The following is a 16,921-nucleotide window of genomic DNA, read 5'->3' as shown; positions in this document are numbered from 1 at the left end:
ACCCGTCACTGGGCTCCCAAAGTTTTGTCGATTGCCGCCTGCGCCAGGGGAGCCATGATCGCGTAGCCCTTTTCGTTGGGGTGCACACCGTCGAAGCTGATGCCCGGCTTCATGCCGCCTTCCGAATCCGTCAGCGACGTGTAGTAGTCCAGATAGGTGTATCCGTGCTGCTCGCAATAGTCTTTCAGCCACGCGTTAATTGCGCGAATCTTCGGTGCAGGCTCCATCCCGCGCTTCCACGGATAATCGAACGCAGGCGTGATTGAGGCAAGGATCACCTTGATACCGTTCGCATGGGCCAGATCGGCCATGGAGCGGAAGTTGTCCTCTGTCATCTCCGGCGTCATCGGCCCGGTGTTTCCGGCAACGTCGTTCGTTCCCGCCAGAATCAGCACTGCTGCCGGATGCAGATCGATCACATCCTGACGAAAACGCACCACCATCTGCGGCGTGGTCTGTCCGCTGATGCCGCGGTTGATGTAAGGCTTGCCCGGAAAGAAGGTGCCTGTCCCTGGACGACGGCCCCAGCCGTCGGTAATCGAGTCGCCATAGAAGACCACGCGCTGCTCGCCCGCAGCGACCGGGGGCAGCGCGGCGTTCTCCGCGCGATAGCGATCCAGCGCCGGCCAGTCATTCAGCTTTGCTTTCATGCTGGCGATCTCTTTTGCTGTTGCAGCGTCGGTCGCCGGAGCTGCCGTCGAAGCTGGAGCCGCCGTCTGGCCATAGACGCCAGCCGTCAGCAAGGGGACACACGCGAGCAGAAAAGCACGGGCAAACATCTTCATTCCATCTCTCCACAGTTGTAAATTTTGCTTCTTGAAAAGCTTACCGCCGCGATCTGCTACCGCCGGCCAAGCGCCTGATCGATGCCCGCCTGTGCCAGAGGAGCCATCGCCGCATAGCCCTGCTTGTTCGGATGAACGCCGTCTACCGTAAGGTCGGCCTTCATGCCGCCGTCAGCGTTGGCCAGCGCAGGGTAGAAGTCCAGGTAGATCAGCGAATGGTTGGCGGCATAGTCCTTCAGCCACGCGTTCAACTGGCGAATCGTCTCTGCCGGGTGCATCTCGGGTTTCCAGGGAAAATGGGTTGAGGGTGTTATCGAGGTCAGGATCATCGGAATCCCATTTGCCTTCGCCAGCTCGATGATCGACTGCCAGTTGTTCTCCGACATCTCCGCCGTCATGTTCTGGGAGACATCATTCGTGCCCTCCAGGAACACGACCGCCGCCGGATGCAGGTTGATCACATCCTGTCGAAACCGCACCAGCATCTGCGCCGAGTTTTGTCCTCCGATGCCGCGATCGATATAAGGCTTGCCGGGAAAGAACGGCGCGCCCCGGGTGCTCCAGAACTCCGCTACCGATGCTCCGAAGAAGATCACGCGCTGCTCGCCCGCAGCGACGGGAGGCAGCGCGGCATTGGCTGTGCGATAGTGCTCTAACTGAGGCCAGTCCGCCAGTTTCGCCTGCATCGCGGCGATCGTTCTGGCCATGTCGGCTGTAGAGGGTGCAGGAGCGACAGTCGCTTGCCCCCAGACGACAACAGGCAAGAGAACCACACCAGAAAGCAGTTTGGCGAGAATACGCGTCACAGTCATCTACCGGCTCCTTCGTTCTGCAAAAAGATGCTCTGTAAAAAATTGTTCGTGAAGATTTCGTGAAGAGGAATGCGGCGGCGAGAGAGCGCAACGCTCTGCCGAACTCTCGTCATCTGTAATCGCAGATCTCCCAATGGGATAAGTATTTTCCTTGGAGGTTTGCTCATTTCACGCAAAACCCTGCATAGACTCCTGCCGGAGGATATCCGGTTCTTGCACTAAGTGTCATCCGGCCAGCAGTTAGAACGCGGCAAGAGTGGCCGTTAACGTGCGCCATTCATATTACCGGGCCATGCAAAAAAATCCTCCTGCTGGAGCCTTCCCTTTATGCGCCTCGTCTCTCTTCGCCTTCTCCTCAGCCTGTTTTTAATGGCTGCGCTTCCAACCGCCTTTGCAGATACAGTCACTTGGGCTACCTGGAATACGCCAACGGTGCTCAGCCCCATAGCTGGAATCGAAACCGGCACCATTGGCAGCGTTAACGTCACCTACGTTGGTGAACTTCAGTTCGTTAATGTTTCCAACGCCGGCAACTTCAATTACTTCCAACCCACCTCCACCTATGTCGGCGGAGTCGTGGGCAATGCTTCCACCAATGGCGGCATGATCGGTATCGACGGCCTTGCCGGAGTGACCGATACGTTTACCTTTTCCACTCCTGTCAGCGGCCTTGTCCTCTCTGAGGTCAGTCTCGGCCAAGCCGGGATTGGTACAAACTACACCTTCAATGACGGCTTCAGCATTGTGGCCTGCGGTCCAAACGTCGTCTACGGTGGCAGTTGCATCACCCAGAGTGGAGACACCATGATCGGCCATGAGGGAGACGGAACCATCGTCTTCTCCGGAGGGCCCATCACTTCACTCTCCTTTACCACTGCGAACCCCGAATACTGGAACGGCTTCACCATTGGCCTTCTTCCACAACAAACAAGCCCAACCCCCGAGCCTGGGACGATTACCCTGCTCGGTACCGGCCTTCTGGGTCTGGTCGGCGTAGCCCGTCGCAGATTCCTCGCTTGATGGATCAAGGGTGCACCAGGAGCGAACGGCTACAGCCGCAACGCTGTAGCCGCTAGTTCTTTTGCAAGGAGGGTACTCCACGGATGCAGCAACTCTGACTACTCTCCTCTGAGGGGTGGGGGGTTCGATCTTCGGTTCCCTCCATATCTTCAACGCCTGCACTCTTGTATTTTGGAGAGTGATGCAACCCGGAATCTCCACTCACGTCTTTCTTCAGCAGCGCCTGCACTCCGGTCTGCTCGACGCCATGCACCACAGCGGCGCTCAGGCCATCGAAGTCTTTGCCGTGCGTCACCACTTCGACTACGCCGACCGCTCCGTCGTCCGTGAGCTTGCTTCCTGGTTTCAATCCAACGACGTCGCTGCCACGCTGCACCAGCCGCTCTACGCCGATGCCGAGTGGAGCCGCCATGTCGCTCCCACGCTTAACCTTATCGATCCCGAAAAGTCGCGCCGCATCGACGCTATGGACGAGGTGAAGCGCGCCATCGAGTCAGCCGAGCAGATCCCCTTCCGCGCCATCACCCTCCATCTCGGCCTTAAGGACGAGCGCTGGAACACCCGCGCGCTTGAAAATTCGCTCACCGCCATCGAGCATCTCAAGGCCTTCGCTCATCCTCTCGGCGTAAAGATCCTGCTCGAAAATTTGCAGAATGAGGTCACCACTCCCGAGCACCTGTTAGAGATTCTCCGAGTAGGCCACTTCGACAACGTAGGCATCACGCTCGATGTCGGCCACGCACATCTAAGCGACGGCGGCATCGACGCAGCGTTCGAGCTGCTCAAGTCGCGTATCGCAGAGCTGCACCTGCACGACAACCAGGGCACGAGGGACGACCACCTCTGGCCTGGCAGCGGCAAGATCGACTGGAAGAACGTAGCCAAGCACATCGCCACGCTGCCGCCAACGACCTTAGGCATTCTCGAAATCGCCCATGATCTCGAAGAGACCGCTGAAAGCGTGGCGGCGAAAGCGGCGAACTCGTGGAAGCTCTTCGAGTAGCTCTTTCGTCCTGAGACGAGACGGCAGATCTCTGGCATCATCTCTGCGAGTGCCTTTGCCGGGTAATATGGAAGGTCATGAACCGTCGCCAGTTTAGCCAATTGATTGCCGCAGCAGGTGTTGCGCAGGCACTTCCGCGTTCGCAGGCCCAGGCCCCAGCCTCTTCTCATGGATTTCGCTTTTCCGTTCAGCTCTGGACCATCGAAAAGCAGGCGCCCTTCGATCGCTGTCTTGAGATCGTCTCTGCCGCCGGCTATGAAGGCGTCGAGCTGATTGGCGAATTTCGCAAGTGGTCCGTTGACGAAACTCGGCGCATCATGGCGAAGATGCGCTCGCTCAACCTCCACTTCGACATGATCAGCGGGGTCAAAGCAGGATTCGCCGATCCAAACGGAGCGGAGAACTTTCTTGCCGATTTGAAGGCGCAATTCGAATTTGCAAAAGCTCTTCAGAGCCCGCAGATTAATCTCAAGTCCGGCCCACGCATCGATGGCTTGTCCTCTGAGGCGCAACATACAGCGAGTGTCGAGAACCTGAAGCGAGTCGCCGATCTTGCCGCAGTCAACAACATTCAGATCGTCCTCGAACCTATCGACCCCATCGAAAATCCGACGATGTATATGAAAAGCGTCAGCCAGGGGTTTGCTATCGTTCGCGATGTGGCAAGTCCGCACGTCAAAGTGTTGTACGACTTCTACCACGAGCAACGCGCAGCCGGAAACCTCATCGAGAAACTCGAACAGAACTTCGATCTTGTCGGCCTCGTCCACATCGCCGACGTGCCCAACCGCAACCAACCTGGTACAGGCGAGATCGACTACGCCAACATCTATAAAAAACTCGCGCAGCTAAAGTACGACAAGTTCATCGCCATGGAGTTCTTTCCGGCGGGCGATCCCCTCACCATACTGAAGGCAGCGCGCTTGCAGGCATTGCATGAGCAAGCCCTTGTAAATCACATATAAGATGCCGATTAAAATCTTCGACGGACACAACGACGTTGTTCAGCATCTCCGCGAGTACCGCCCTGACGGTATCGACTTCCTCGAACATTCCGCCACTGGCCACCTCGATCTCCCCCGTGCTCAGGCTGGCGGAATGTTCGGCGGCTTCTTCGCGCTTGGCGTCTTCGGCAAATACAACGCAGCCGAAGACCTCACTATCACCGAGACCGGCTACGAAGTCCGCATGGCTGCACCACTCGATCCCGTAGCCACCTACAAAGAGATCACTCTCCAACTCGCCGCGCTGCGATCTGTCGAACATCGCTCCCTCGGCAAAATCCGCATCGCCACCACCGTCGACCAGATCGAGCAGGCCCACCGCGACGATGCCTTCGCGATCCTCCTCCACATGGAAGGAGCAGACCCCATCGGTCCCGAGCTTCATGAACTAGGCGAGCTTTATCGCTCCGGCCTGCGCTCGCTCGGCCTCGTCTGGAGCCGCCCCAACATCTTCGGTCACGGCGTTCCCTTCGCCTATCCGCGCACGCCCGACACCGGCCCCGGCCTCACGCCTGCCGGAAAAGATCTCGTCCGCGAGTGCAACCGCCTCGGCGTCATGATCGACCTCGCTCATCTCAACGAGCGCGGCTTCTGGGACGTCGCCGCCCTCACCAAATCGCCGCTCGTCGTCACCCACACCTGCGTCCACGCCATCTCTCCTACGGCCCGCAACCTCACCGACCGCCAACTCGACGCTATCCGCGAATCCAACGGCGTCGTCGGCATGAACTTCTCCGTCGGAGACGTCCGTCCTGACGGCCAACGCAACGCAGACACGCCACTCACCCTCGTCGCGCAGCACATCGCCTACCTCGTCGACCGTCTCGGCATCGACCGTGTCGCCATCGGCTCCGACTTCGACGGCGCCACTATCCCCGCGCCCATCGGCGACGCCAGCGGCCTCCCTCACCTCATCGAAGCGCTGCGCCAGCACGGCTTCGACGACGAAGACCTCGAAAAAATCGCCTACAAAAACTGGATGCGCGTCCTCCGTCTCTCCCTCCGCTAGTCATCGAGCCATTCGCAAACCGCGTAAACTGATAGCTCTATGGAACCGAATGCCACTACCCCGGCCGTAGCCACCATCGCCTCCCTCTCGCAGCACGAAGGCCAGACCGTCACGCTGCGCGGCTGGCTCTACAACCTGCGCGCATCGGGCAAGCTCCTCTTCCCCATCTTCCGCGACGGCACCGGCACCATTCAGGGCATCGTCCCCAAGGCCGCTGTTCCCGAAGCGGTCTTCGAGACGCTCAAGAGCCTCACGCTCGAATCCAGCCTCAGCGTCACCGGCAAGGTCCGTGCCGACAGCCGCGCCCCCTCGGGCTACGAGCTTGATGTTGAAGACGTCGAAGTCATCCAGCGCGTCCCCGACGAAACCCCCTTCCCCATCCAGCTCAAAGAAGCTGGCGTCGACTTCCTCATGGAGCACCGCCACCTCTGGCTCCGCACCCCGCGCCAGTCGGCCATCCTGCGCGTCCGCGCCACCATCATGCGCGCAGCGGCGGAGTATTTCGACACCAACGGCTTCATCCGCACCGACCCGCCCATCCTCACGCCCAACGCCTGCGAAGGCACGAGTGAGTTGTTCGAGATGGACTACTTCGACGACGACAAGGCCTACCTCACGCAGTCCGGCCAGCTCTACATCGAAGCCACCGCGCTCGCTCTCGGCAAGGTCTACAGCTTCGGCCCGACGTTCCGCGCCGAAAAATCGAAGACCCGCCGACACCTCACCGAGTTCTGGATGATCGAGCCCGAGGTAGCCTACGCCGGCCTCGACGACATCATGGACCTCGCCGAAGCCTTCATCACCCACATCGTTAGCCGTGTCTTAGAGTCGCACCGAGCCGACCTCAAAGTGATAGGCCGCGACGTAACCAAGCTAGAACCCATCCTCACCGCACAAGCAGCCCCAGAACCGGGTGCCCCAGGTCTCGCATCTGAGACCTGGGATAGAGGCGCCACCACAGCCAAATTTCCCAGACTGTCCTACGACGAAGCCCACGCCATGCTCGAAAAAGCCTTCGCCGAAGGCAAGCTCGAAAACCCGCACCAGTACGGCGACGACTTCGGCTCCCCCGACGAGACCTACATCTCCAGCCAGTTCGACCGCCCGGTCATGGTCCATCGCTACCCCGCCGCCATCAAGGCCTTCTACATGCAGCCCGACCCCACCGACCCATCAAAAGCCCTCTGCGTCGACGTCCTCGCCCCCGAGGGCTACGGCGAAATCATCGGCGGCTCGCAACGCGTCGATAGTTACGACTTACTCAAGTCCCGCATCGAAGAGCACAACCTCCCGCTCGCCGCCTTCCAGTGGTACCTCGATCTGCGCAAATACGGCAGCGTCCCCCACGCCGGCTTCGGAATGGGCATCGAGCGAGTCGTAGCCTGGCTCTGCGGCCTCGACCACGTCCGCGAAACCATCCCCTTCGCCAGAACCCTTAACAGAATTTATCCGTGATTTACCGAAGAAATCCCTTGCTTTTTCAATTCGTAACTGGCAAAGTAACAAAGCGTAGGAGAAGCCCGATGAATATCAAATCGCACAACACGATGCGTAGATCACCACAGAAGATGTTTGTCTGCGGCGATCGCCGGGCTTTGCCTCTCACCTGCCGCTAAGCCTCCGGCGGACGATCCCTACGCAATCACACCGAATTGAATCACTAGCGGAAAAAAGAGCAATCAGCATCTCTGTGTCGTCCCGCGAAGAAGACGCTTAGATCTGTCGCATAGTTTTCACAACAAAATGCGCCCCCGCGCAGCCGCAATGCTACGCCTCAAAACCACCAGCAATCGCCGGTTAGAAAGAGAAGGCCCGCCATGGGCAAGGCATACATCAAGGGCGGAACTCCGGTCGGTTCGGATTCGCTCTGTAGAACATGTACAAACGCGCACATCATGACCGGCTACCGTGAGTCGGAGATGGTAACGATGTGTAATGCAATCCACCCCAATATCGTTGTTCCGTTCCTTATCTATGAGTGTTCGAGCTACTACGACAAGAACAAGCCGAGTTGGAAGCAGATGGAGGATTTGGCCATCACCGTAACTCCCGGCCCGCTCAAGCCGGTTGGTTTCAAGGTAGGCGTCGGATTTAACGAAGCTGCAATCACTCGTACCGAAACTGATAACGATGACTAAACCAATTAAACCGGGCTTCTATCTGGGTGATAATGAGACCGTCGCTAAGATAGAAGCCAATCCTTATCCCGAGACATGACAAACTTCCCGGAAAGGCGTCTCATAGACTTGGAGCCGTAATCACTTTCACTTAACAACGCTCCGGAGCGAAACGCATGGCAATGAACGACTACAACCTCAGCAACAGCTACTACAACACCATCGACGTTCCCCGCGAGGAGACCGCCTCGCTCCTCGCCAAGGTGCTCGCCATCACCTCCGTCGGCTTCTTCATCACCTCCATCGGAGTCGCCACCGCGCCCGCCTGGGGAACCTTCGTCGGCTTCATCGTCGTCCTCGGACTCGTCTTCGCCATCAGCTTTGCGCGCAAGGCCAGCCCCGGCCTCGCACTCGGCATGTTTCTCGTCCTCACCTACTTCATGGGCTGGGAGATCGGCCCGCTCATCCAGCGCTACATCCATAACTTCGGCACTGCGCTCGTCTTCAACGCTGCCGTCACCACCGGATGCGGCATGGCCGTCATGGGCTGCATCGCCTATCTCTTCAACATCAACTACCGCCGCATTACCGGCATCGGACTTGCCGCGCTGCTGCTGTTGATCATCGCCGGCATCGCTAGCATGTTCTTCCACTTCCTCTCGCCGGACACCTATTCCTGGCTCACGCTCGGCATCTTCGCCCTGCTCACCGTAGGCGACTTCGCCCGCATCCGCGCAGGCGGCAACGGCGCATCGGCGGTCGTGCTGTCGCTCTCCATTTATCTCGACGCCATCAACATCTTCATGGCCGTCCTACAACTGATGGGTGGCCGCCGCAGCAGAAGCTAAGCACCGACACAACTTCGTCCCACAAGTCGCCCCTGCAATCGGGGGCGACTTTCATTTGCACGAAAGTAAGCACACGCAGCCTGTAACAAATTGCAGCTATTTGCAGGTGTAATATCTGTCCCAACCGCAGGAGGGGCAGACAGATGCCAAAGCGCCTACCCGAACATTCAACAAAAGCCAAAAAGAAGTCCACGACCCATCAGTCGCCTGCGAATCCAAAATCCGCCGCCAGCACGCAGCCGATCTTTGGCCAACCCCAACCCACACCCGATCCAACCGGCTTCCGAAACCCTGTCACCGATCAGAAAGATGTTGGGCTCAACACACTGGAAGCCGTTCCCCAGCCACGCGGCGGCGCGGTGGAACCAACCCTCACGCTCGCACAGGTATACGGTGCTCAAGGCGCAGCCAAAACAAAGGCCATTCAGCAAGCCGGACAGATCGTCTTTCACTCAGTAGGCGATACCGGCAGCGCAAAAGGTCCCGCCACGCAATCTCTGGTAGCCGACAAGATGGTCACCGACTTCACCGAGGCCAACTCCGCCGACGTCCCGTCCTTCCTCTTTCACTTAGGCGATGTCGTCTATTACTTCGGCGAAGCGACCTATTACTACGACCAGTTTTACGAGCCCTACCGCGACTATCCCGCGCCCATCATCGCCATTCCCGGCAACCACGACGGAGTCGTCTACACCGGCGATCCCGAGCCCACCCTCGATGCATTTCTGCGCAACTTCTGCACCTCCAGCCCGGTGCAGTCGCCAGACTCCGGCGGCCTTCTTCGCACTACGATGATCCAGCCCGGCGTCTACTTCACGCTCGAAGCGCCCTTTGTCCGCATTCTCGGCCTCTACAGCAACGTGCTCGAAGACCCTGGTGTCATCTCCGGCGAAAACGGCCAGAACAAGGTGCTCGACAACCGGCAGATCGCCTTCCTCACCGCTGCACTTCAGAGAATCAAGAGCGAGAAGTTTACCGGAGCGATCATCATCGCCATGCACCATCCACCCTTCACTGGAGGCTCGGTCCACGGAGGCAGCCCACTAATGCTCGCGGACATCGACTCCGCCTGCCAGGCCGCAGGCGTCTGGCCGCACGCCGTCTTCTCCGGCCATGCCCATAACTATCAACGCTTCACGCGCACGGTAAACAATCTTCAAATTCCTTTCCTCGTCGCCGGATGCGGCGGCCACTCTCCGCTCTCAACCATGCGTGGAACCTACCGCACGCCTTACAAGATCGACGACACCCTGACGCTCGAAAACTACAACACAACCGACTACGGATATCTCCGCGTCATCGTGAATGCCGAGACCATGCGCATCGAGTTTCACCCGGAGAGCGACGGCGGCACGGTCAAAACTCCGAACGATGTTGTAACCATCACTCTGGCGACCTATCAAGTAAGCTGACACCGCAACGAACGAACTGCTCTCCCAAATCTTTGCCGGAATCTAATCCGCCGTTGCGCTGTCAGTTGATAGAATTGCCCGACTTCGCTTCAGGCCGTCATCGCGGTCTCTGCGATGCACACATCTGTTCGCCCGATCGGAGAGCGCGCATGAAGAAGACACTGTTGTGGATGGTCGGTCTCACGTTAGCGTTGGCTTGTTTTGTCGGCGCCCCACGCGCCCACGCCCAGGCCAAAGAGACCGACGTCACTGGCAACTGGCAGGGCACTCTGCAGGCCGGACAGGGGCTGCGCATCGTCATGAAGATCACCAAGGTCGACGGCAAGCTGAGGGGCATCTCCTACAGCATCGACCAGGGCGGACAGTCGATCCCAATCAATTCGATCACGGTGGATGGCACGTCCTTCAAATTCGAGATCTCAGCCATCGACGTCACCTACGTCGGAACCCTGAGCGCCGACGGCAAGACCATCACCGGCAACCAGACCCAGGGCGGTCATACCGCCGTCATGAACTTTCAGCACGTCACCCCCGAGGCCACATGGCCGATTCCCGAGCCTCCCAAGGCGATGGCTGCGGACGCCGTACTCAAGTTTGAAGTGATCACCGTAAAGCCCAGCGATCCCAACCGTCCGGGCAAACTCTTCACCATTCGCGGCCGTCATCTGATGACGATCAACACCACCATGAATGATATGGTCACCTTTGCCTATGGGCTGCACGTCAAGCAGATCATAGGCGCGCCAGACTGGTTCGCTACCGAGAAATTCGATCTCGACGGTGTGCCCGAGGCCGAAGGCCGGCCAAACACTAAACAGATGAAGGAGCTGATCCAGTCCGCTCTCACAGATCGTTTCAAGCTCACCTTCCACCACGACCAGAAAGAGCTCTCCGTCTACGCCCTTACAGTCGCGAAGGGCGGTCCCAAGATGACCGAGACCATTCACCAGCCCAACGATCCGAAGAACTTTCTCTTCAGAGGACTCGGCCAGTTGATGGTGACGAACTCCACCATGAAGGACTTCTGCGATGGCATGCAGTCCGCGGTGATGGACCGGCCAGTCGTCGACCACACCGGGCTCACCGCGAGGTATGACTTCAATCTGAACTGGACGCCCGACGACTCGCAGTTTGCCGTATTCGGCCCCAGGCCCACACCGAAAGACGATCCCAATGCGCCGCCGAGTCTCTACACGGCGCTACCGGAGCAGCTTGGGCTAAAGCTCGAGCCAACCAAGGCCATGGCCGACGTCTTCGTCATCGACCACGTCGAGAAGCCCGCTGCGAATTAAAAAACTCACGGCCTGCGCGTAATAAACACCGCAGGCCGTTATATTCCACCGTCAGTTTTCTCGCCTACGGCCGATGGAACCGCCCCACCAGAACGCCCTTGCCCAGAATGTGACCATCCATCGCCTTCAGCACATCGGCCTGCGTTGCATCCGGCCCCAGGCTCAGCTTCGTATCGAGCGCGAACAGCTCAAACGTGTAGTGATGATAAGGCCCCGCCGCAGGCGCACCCATGCCGTAGTAGCCGATCTTCTTGCCGGTGTTTACCGCCTGAACCGATCCATCCGTCAGCGTCGCCGTGGTCGGCACATTCTCCGGCAGCTCGCTGGCGCTCCCCGGAATATTGAAGATCATCCAATGCAGCACCTGGTTCGTCGTCTTCTGCAGCGACGTATCCGGATCGTGCAGAATCAGCGCGAAGCTCACCGTGCCATCCGGTACATGCGTCCACATCAACTTTGGAGAGACAGGAGCCTCGACGGCGCGCGAATATCTATCGGGAATAATCCCGCCATCCTCAAACGCGGAAGAGGTCAGAGTCAGCCCCGGCTTGGCCGCCGCAGGAGCAGCCGGAGTCTGAGCGGTCGCTACGAACGACGACATCAGAACAGCGCACATCAGAATGCTTTTCATTCCTCACTCCCTCAACTTGAGATCAAATCAAAACCCAGCTTCGGCTAAATTTACACCATCACTTACCGGTAAACTCTGCTGCAATCGGTGTCAGAGCATCCCATTTGTCCGTTCGAAACGGAGCCGCCGGAAACCCCGCACCGTTGTATAGATTGCAGCCCTCCGGATAATCGGCCCACGCATATCGCACCGCCACCGGTGCGCTCACCTGCGCACTCGTCACGATGATCTTGTTGCCCTCGATCTTCGCCTCCGCATCCACAAACTTCTGGTCGGCGCCCGCAATCTGAAACCACTTCAGCGGCCCGTTCTTCGCCGTCAGCCCTTTGTCATGCGCAAACTTCAGCTCAATCGCGTTCCCCTTCACCTTCATCGACTCGTACACCGGCCCCGAATACTCCATCTTTCTGCCATAGGTCTTCGCCAGTGCAATCGCTGTCAGCCGCTCTCCCAGCGGCTCCTTGTTCTTCGGATGCACCAGCTTCGGGTCACCGATATCGATCGTCACCGCCATCGCCGTCTTCGGCAGCTTCAGCAACTGAGCCTGCGCCTCACGCACTGCAGGGTTGTTGCTTGCATTTTGTAACGCTGCCAGTTGCACATAGTAAAAGGGCAGTTCGCCCTCGCCCCAAAGCTGGCGCCACTCCTTCACCAGCGTCTCCATCGTGTGCGGATAAAGCTCCACTCCGGCCTTTCCACCCACAATCGACTCTCCCTGGTACCAGAGAACTCCGCGAATCGCATACGGCAGCACCGGCTGAATCATTCCATTGAACAGCACCGTCGGTTGGTGCTGGTCCTGCACCGGATCGCGCATCTTTGCGGGCTTTGCCCCGGCCTTGGCTGGCCGCGCGTTCAACGTCTGTGGCCCCGCTGGCGCGTCCGCATCCAAGCCACCCGGATGCTCTCTGTAATAACTCACCCGCGCATCGAACTTATCCAGCAGCGGCTTCAGCATCGGATCCCCCGCCACCGTCGGCCGCGGCAGCCACGACTCTGCCGTGCTCGCTCCATACGCCTCCAGCACAATGCCCACCGGCACCTTCAGCTCTCGCTGCAGGTCGCGTGCAAACAGATATCCCACGGCAGAAAAGTCGCCCGCAGTCTCCGGACTGCACACCTTCCACTCGCCCACAATGTCGGTCTGTGGCTCATACGCTTTGGTCGCCTTACCGGTAAACATCCGTATCTGCGGATAGTTTGCCGCTGCAATCTCGCCCTCTTCGTCGAGCATCCCCGCCCACGGATTGCTCTTCTTCGACACCGTAAACACCATGTTCGACTGGCCCGACCCCAGCCACACCTCGCCCACCAGAACGTCCTTCACCGTCACCGTGTTCTTCCCGGCGATGGTCATCTCGAAGGGGCCGCCCGCCTTCAACTTCTTCAGCCGCACCATCCATCGGCCATCCGCTCCGGTCGTCGTCGATGCGCTCACCCCGTGCAGCGTCACCGTCACCTTCTCGCCCGGATCAGCCGTTCCCCACACCGGCACTGACATCCCACTCTGCAACACCGCATGATCGCTGAACAACGACGCTGGCTTCACCTCTGCAAAACCCACGGCCGACATCATCAAGCAAATTCCGGCGACTAAAAATACCCTGCGCATAAGCTCCTCTTGAATTTCATGAAAAACGTTACCTGACAGGACGTACCCTAGGCAATTCTCTTTTGAAATAATTTCCAATTCAAGAAAACGCCCTGTTATCCCTCCTCTCACGTCACTCGTAAAATAGAAGGGCTGGAGTTTAGGAGCGATCCAATGAATGAACTCGCCCAGGCCCTCATCGGCGACAGCTATGCAGCAAAACCGGCGCACATCGTCGAGGGTCTCAGCGACGATCTCGTCCACAAGAAGATTCCCAATACCCCTCACACCATCTACGAAGAGCTCTGGCACATCGCCTTCTGGCAGCAGGTCACACTCGACTGGGTCCAAGGCATCGAGACGCCATTCCCCGACAAGCCCTCCGACGGCTTCCCCTCCGAATTAGAGACCGCCTCCGAGACCTGGGACCAACTCTGCAAGCGCTTCCTCCAGACCGCCGAACAAGCCGCCGCCAGTGCCCGGGATACCCGCAGACTAGACGAGCCCATCCGTTGCCCCTCCCGCCCCGGCTCACCCGTTCGCATCATGTCAGTCCGCGATCAACTCATCAGCCTGGCCTCTCACAATGCCTACCACCTCGGCCGCATCGTCGTTCTGCGTCAGCTTAATCAGGCATGGCCTCCGGCCTCGGGTGGCTATTCCTGGTAAAAAATAACAGCTATTTGTCTTGAAAGAACGACAGCTATTTGTCTTGAAATAATCACAGCTATTTGGTCTGTCGAAACTTGACAAACCTGTTCTTCAGAAACCCCGTCCATCGCATGACGGTTGGACAGGTCCCACCGGGGGTATACTCGAAGTCCAGACTTAACCCTCATATCTTGAAGACTTTAGGACTTTAGTCCGGGGAGGGGGGGGTACATGCTCCCGTCCTGCAAAAAATGACAAGGAGAACCGTGCGAAATCCCAAGGCCTCGCTCCCATTCGCAATCTTTCCCATTCTCGCCCTGCTTCTCCTTGCGACGTCACTTCCTGCTCAACAGTCCTGCAAAGACCTCATTAGCCTCCAGCTTCCCGAAACCGTCATCACCTCCGCCACAACTGTTTCGACAGGAACATTCGCCGTGCCCAAAACCACCGCGTCAATCGGCGGCTTGCCACCGTTCTGCCGCGTCGCAGCCACGACCAAGCCTGCGATCCGCTTCGAGGTCTGGATGCCGCTGCACACATGGAACGGCAAGTTTCAGGGCGTCGGAAACGGCGGCACTGCAGGTGTCATCAGCTATCGCGCCATGGCTGCCGCACTAAGACGCGGCTACGCGGTTGTCAGCACTGACACTGGCCACGTCAACAACCCGCCCAGCAACGGCTTCGACTCAACCTGGGCTTTGCATCACCCCGAGCTCGTCGCCGACTTCGGCTACCGCGGTCTGCATCTCGCTACCGTCAACGGCAAGCAGATCACGCAGACCTTCTACGGCAAAGCCTCCGCGCACTCGTACTACGTTGGCTGCTCTAAAGGCGGCGAACAAGGCTTGATGGAAGCCCAGCGCTTCCCCGACGACTACGACGGCCTTCTCGTTGGCGATCCCGCCAATAACTGGACTCGCCACTACGCCGGCGCTCACCTCTGGTACTCCATCGCAACCCTCAAAGATCCGGAGAGCTACATTCCAGCTTCAAAGGTGCCACTGCTGGCCAATGCCGTTGTTGCAGCCTGCGACGCCATCGATGGAGTCGTGGACGGCGTGCTCGACGACCCGCGCAAATGCCACTTCGACCCTGCTGTGCTCACCTGCAAAGAAGGCCAGCCCACGTTCTCCTGCTTTACTCCTAAACAAGTCAAAGCCATCAAAAACATCTGGGGCGGCGCGCATGACTCCCATGGAAATCTCATCTACCCCGGTCTTGTTCCCGGTGGCGAAAACGGCTCCTCGGGCTGGTCAAGCTGGATCACAGGCAACAAACCCTTCGCCGCAACTCATTGGAAGGCTGCCGACGGCTTCTTCCAGAACATGGTCTTTGAAGATCCCCGTTACAACGCTCTTAACTTCAACTACGACACCGACATGAAGATTGCGCTGGCCAGAACCAGCCGCTCGCTCGATGCCGTCGATCCCGATCTGCGGCCCTTGCAGCGGCGTGGCGGCAAGCTGATCCTCTATCACGGTTGGAGCGACCCCGACATCTCGCCGCTCAACACCATCAACTACTACAACCAGGTGCAGGCGACTGTCGGCAGCAGTACGCCGCAGTTCCTGCGTCTCTTCATGGTCCCCGGCATGAACCACTGTGGCGGTGGTCCCGGCCCCACTCATTTTGATGGAGTTACGGCGCTCGAAGAGTGGGTAGAAGACGGAGACGCACCCGAAAAGATCATCGCCTTCCACACCACCGAGGGCGAGATTGACCGCACGCGGCCACTCTGCCCCTACCCGCAGGTGGCCGTTTATAAAGGCAAAGGCAGTACCAACAACGCACACAACTTTGCCTGCAGATTGCCTGCAAAGTAACACCATCGCTTCACAAAATCGGCGTATCCTATCTCGCAAAGGAGTACGCCATGCTGAGAAGAGATTTTCTGCGTCGTACTGCCACCGGATTTGGCGCGGCACTGTTCGCCACGAAGCTTGCTCCGGCGGCCTCCCTCGAAACCGAACCTCTCCCCCGCAAGTTCAACGCGCACGATGAGGTCGTCCTCGGCAAGACTGGCATTCGCACCAGCCGCCTCGCCATGGGCACTGGAACCATCGGCGGCGGCGGAGCCTCCAACCAGACTCGCCTCGGCAACAATCCCTTCGTCAGAATGCTGCTCAACGGCTATAACGACAACGGCCTACGCTTCTTCGATACCGCCGACTCCTACGGCAGCCATCCTTACGTCGCCGAAGCCATCAAGCAGCTCCCGCGTGACAAGGTGACTGTCCTCACGAAATCCGACAATCGCGACCCGGCAGGTTTGCGCAAAGATATCGACCGTTTCCGCAAAGAGCTGGGCACCGACTACATCGATATCCTTCTCGTCCATTGCGTCACCGAAGGCGACTGGACGACGCGTTATCGTGGCGTCATGGACGTTCTCTCCGAGGCCAAGCAGAAGGGAGTTATCCGTGCCCACGGATGTTCCTGTCATACTCTGCCCGCTCTGCGCGCGGCGGCTGCATCGCCGTGGGTCGAGGTCGATCTCGTTCGCCTGAATCCTGTCCAGTCGCACATGGACGCCGATCCGAAGACCGTCATCGGCGTCGTTCAGCAGATGCGTGCCTCGGGCAAAGGCATCGTCGGCATGAAGATTCTGGGACAGGGCGACATGCGCGACCGCCCCTCCGAGGCGATTCGCTACGCGCTCGGGAGCGGTGTCCTCGATGCCTTCACCATCGGGGCCGAGTCGCAGGCCGAACAAAACGACCTCACCCGCCGCATCGCCGCTGCATAA

16 protein-coding genes are annotated in these 16,921 nt (G+C 58.8%); 12 read left to right on the top strand and 4 right to left on the bottom strand.

Features of this window, described 5'->3' with window-relative positions:
* Positions 1-5: 5 nt before the first annotated feature.
* Both IEW09_RS01605 and IEW09_RS01600 read right to left on the bottom strand, forming a co-directional pair.
* Positions 6-785, bottom strand: coding sequence for an SGNH/GDSL hydrolase family protein (locus IEW09_RS01605; protein ID WP_188552413.1), 780 nt, complete (start codon positions 783-785; stop codon positions 6-8).
* Between the two features lie 56 nt (positions 786-841).
* Complete coding sequence (locus IEW09_RS01600) at positions 842-1,597, bottom strand: GDSL-type esterase/lipase family protein (protein ID WP_188552412.1); 756 nt, start codon at positions 1,595-1,597, stop codon at positions 842-844.
* A gap of 327 nt (positions 1,598-1,924) precedes the next feature.
* Between IEW09_RS01600 and IEW09_RS01595 the strand changes: the two genes are divergently transcribed.
* The 9 genes from IEW09_RS01595 to IEW09_RS01555 all read left to right on the top strand — a co-directional run bounded on the left by IEW09_RS01595 (position 1,925) and on the right by IEW09_RS01555 (position 11,302).
* Positions 1,925-2,617, top strand: a complete 693-nt coding sequence (locus IEW09_RS01595; protein WP_188552411.1) for a PEP-CTERM sorting domain-containing protein — start codon at positions 1,925-1,927, stop codon at positions 2,615-2,617.
* A gap of 181 nt (positions 2,618-2,798) precedes the next feature.
* Complete coding sequence (locus tag IEW09_RS01590; protein WP_188552410.1) at positions 2,799-3,620, top strand: sugar phosphate isomerase/epimerase family protein; 822 nt, start codon at positions 2,799-2,801, stop codon at positions 3,618-3,620.
* Between the two features lie 77 nt (positions 3,621-3,697).
* Positions 3,698-4,585, top strand: coding sequence for a TIM barrel protein (locus IEW09_RS01585; RefSeq protein ID WP_188552409.1), 888 nt, complete (start codon positions 3,698-3,700; stop codon positions 4,583-4,585).
* Between the two features lies 1 nt (position 4,586).
* Entirely contained in the window at positions 4,587-5,633 is a 1,047-nt protein-coding gene (locus IEW09_RS01580) for a dipeptidase (protein WP_188552408.1), read from the top strand.
* Positions 5,634-5,672: 39 nt separating this feature from the next.
* Positions 5,673-7,088, top strand: coding sequence for an asparagine--tRNA ligase (gene asnS, locus IEW09_RS01575; RefSeq protein WP_188552407.1), 1,416 nt, complete (start codon positions 5,673-5,675; stop codon positions 7,086-7,088).
* A gap of 362 nt (positions 7,089-7,450) precedes the next feature.
* Positions 7,451-7,771: a hypothetical protein gene (locus IEW09_RS01570; protein WP_188552406.1), complete on the top strand. Its 321-nt coding sequence runs from the start codon at positions 7,451-7,453 to the stop codon at positions 7,769-7,771.
* 155 nt (positions 7,772-7,926) lie between these two features.
* Complete coding sequence (locus IEW09_RS01565; RefSeq protein WP_188552405.1) at positions 7,927-8,598, top strand: Bax inhibitor-1/YccA family protein; 672 nt, start codon at positions 7,927-7,929, stop codon at positions 8,596-8,598.
* A 143-nt stretch (positions 8,599-8,741) separates the two neighbouring features.
* A complete protein-coding gene (locus tag IEW09_RS01560; RefSeq protein ID WP_188552404.1) occupies positions 8,742-10,010 on the top strand; it encodes a metallophosphoesterase family protein in 1,269 nt (422 codons plus the stop codon).
* A 149-nt stretch (positions 10,011-10,159) separates the two neighbouring features.
* The gene (locus IEW09_RS01555; RefSeq protein ID WP_229739006.1) at positions 10,160-11,302 is read left to right on the top strand and encodes a TIGR03435 family protein; all 1,143 of its coding nucleotides are present in this window, start codon (positions 10,160-10,162) and stop codon (positions 11,300-11,302) included.
* A 64-nt stretch (positions 11,303-11,366) separates the two neighbouring features.
* Here IEW09_RS01555 and IEW09_RS01550 read toward each other — a convergent pair whose 3' ends face one another.
* Complete coding sequence (locus IEW09_RS01550; protein WP_188552403.1) at positions 11,367-11,933, bottom strand: YbhB/YbcL family Raf kinase inhibitor-like protein; 567 nt, start codon at positions 11,931-11,933, stop codon at positions 11,367-11,369.
* A gap of 58 nt (positions 11,934-11,991) precedes the next feature.
* Positions 11,992-13,509 (bottom strand): sialate O-acetylesterase, encoded by a 1,518-nt coding sequence (locus tag IEW09_RS01545; RefSeq protein ID WP_229739111.1) that lies wholly within the window; start codon positions 13,507-13,509, stop codon positions 11,992-11,994.
* Positions 13,510-13,698: 189 nt separating this feature from the next.
* On the opposite strand from IEW09_RS01545, the gene IEW09_RS01540 reads away from it, so the two are divergent.
* The 3 genes from IEW09_RS01540 to IEW09_RS01530 all read left to right on the top strand — a co-directional run bounded on the left by IEW09_RS01540 (position 13,699) and on the right by IEW09_RS01530 (position 16,921).
* Entirely contained in the window at positions 13,699-14,193 is a 495-nt protein-coding gene (locus IEW09_RS01540; RefSeq protein ID WP_188552401.1) for a DinB family protein, read from the top strand.
* A 248-nt stretch (positions 14,194-14,441) separates the two neighbouring features.
* The gene (locus IEW09_RS01535) at positions 14,442-15,998 is read left to right on the top strand and encodes a tannase/feruloyl esterase family alpha/beta hydrolase (protein WP_188552400.1); all 1,557 of its coding nucleotides are present in this window, start codon (positions 14,442-14,444) and stop codon (positions 15,996-15,998) included.
* A 50-nt stretch (positions 15,999-16,048) separates the two neighbouring features.
* Positions 16,049-16,921 carry an aldo/keto reductase gene (locus IEW09_RS01530; RefSeq protein WP_188552399.1) on the top strand — a complete coding sequence of 291 codons (873 nt, stop codon included), beginning with the start codon at positions 16,049-16,051 and terminating at the stop codon, positions 16,919-16,921.

This window comes from Edaphobacter dinghuensis (assembly GCF_014640335.1).
Taxonomy (GTDB): domain Bacteria; phylum Acidobacteriota; class Terriglobia; order Terriglobales; family Acidobacteriaceae; genus Edaphobacter; species Edaphobacter dinghuensis.
Note: the sequence above shows the minus strand (reverse complement) of the source record. Positions and strands in the feature narration are given on the sequence as shown.

What these genes read in the sequence shown, in the direction of transcription:
- asnS (WP_188552407.1), top strand. Translation starts at nt 5,673, where the DNA reads ATGGAACCGAATGCCACTACCCCGGCCGTAGCCACCATCGCCTCCCTC.
- IEW09_RS01565 (WP_188552405.1), top strand. Translation starts at nt 7,927, where the DNA reads ATGGCAATGAACGACTACAACCTCAGCAACAGCTACTACAACACCATC.
- IEW09_RS01605 (WP_188552413.1), bottom strand. Translation starts at nt 785, where the DNA reads ATGAAGATGTTTGCCCGTGCTTTTCTGCTCGCGTGTGTCCCCTTGCTG.
- IEW09_RS01585 (WP_188552409.1), top strand. Translation starts at nt 3,698, where the DNA reads ATGAACCGTCGCCAGTTTAGCCAATTGATTGCCGCAGCAGGTGTTGCG.
- IEW09_RS01570 (WP_188552406.1), top strand. Translation starts at nt 7,451, where the DNA reads ATGGGCAAGGCATACATCAAGGGCGGAACTCCGGTCGGTTCGGATTCG.
- IEW09_RS01555 (WP_229739006.1), top strand. Translation starts at nt 10,160, where the DNA reads ATGAAGAAGACACTGTTGTGGATGGTCGGTCTCACGTTAGCGTTGGCT.
- IEW09_RS01530 (WP_188552399.1), top strand. Translation starts at nt 16,049, where the DNA reads ATGCTGAGAAGAGATTTTCTGCGTCGTACTGCCACCGGATTTGGCGCG.
- IEW09_RS01595 (WP_188552411.1), top strand. Translation starts at nt 1,925, where the DNA reads ATGCGCCTCGTCTCTCTTCGCCTTCTCCTCAGCCTGTTTTTAATGGCT.
- IEW09_RS01560 (WP_188552404.1), top strand. Translation starts at nt 8,742, where the DNA reads ATGCCAAAGCGCCTACCCGAACATTCAACAAAAGCCAAAAAGAAGTCC.
- IEW09_RS01540 (WP_188552401.1), top strand. Translation starts at nt 13,699, where the DNA reads ATGAATGAACTCGCCCAGGCCCTCATCGGCGACAGCTATGCAGCAAAA.
- IEW09_RS01550 (WP_188552403.1), bottom strand. Translation starts at nt 11,933, where the DNA reads ATGAAAAGCATTCTGATGTGCGCTGTTCTGATGTCGTCGTTCGTAGCG.
- IEW09_RS01580 (WP_188552408.1), top strand. Translation starts at nt 4,587, where the DNA reads ATGCCGATTAAAATCTTCGACGGACACAACGACGTTGTTCAGCATCTC.
- IEW09_RS01545 (WP_229739111.1), bottom strand. Translation starts at nt 13,509, where the DNA reads ATGATGTCGGCCGTGGGTTTTGCAGAGGTGAAGCCAGCGTCGTTGTTC.
- IEW09_RS01600 (WP_188552412.1), bottom strand. Translation starts at nt 1,597, where the DNA reads ATGACTGTGACGCGTATTCTCGCCAAACTGCTTTCTGGTGTGGTTCTC.
- IEW09_RS01590 (WP_188552410.1), top strand. Translation starts at nt 2,799, where the DNA reads ATGCAACCCGGAATCTCCACTCACGTCTTTCTTCAGCAGCGCCTGCAC.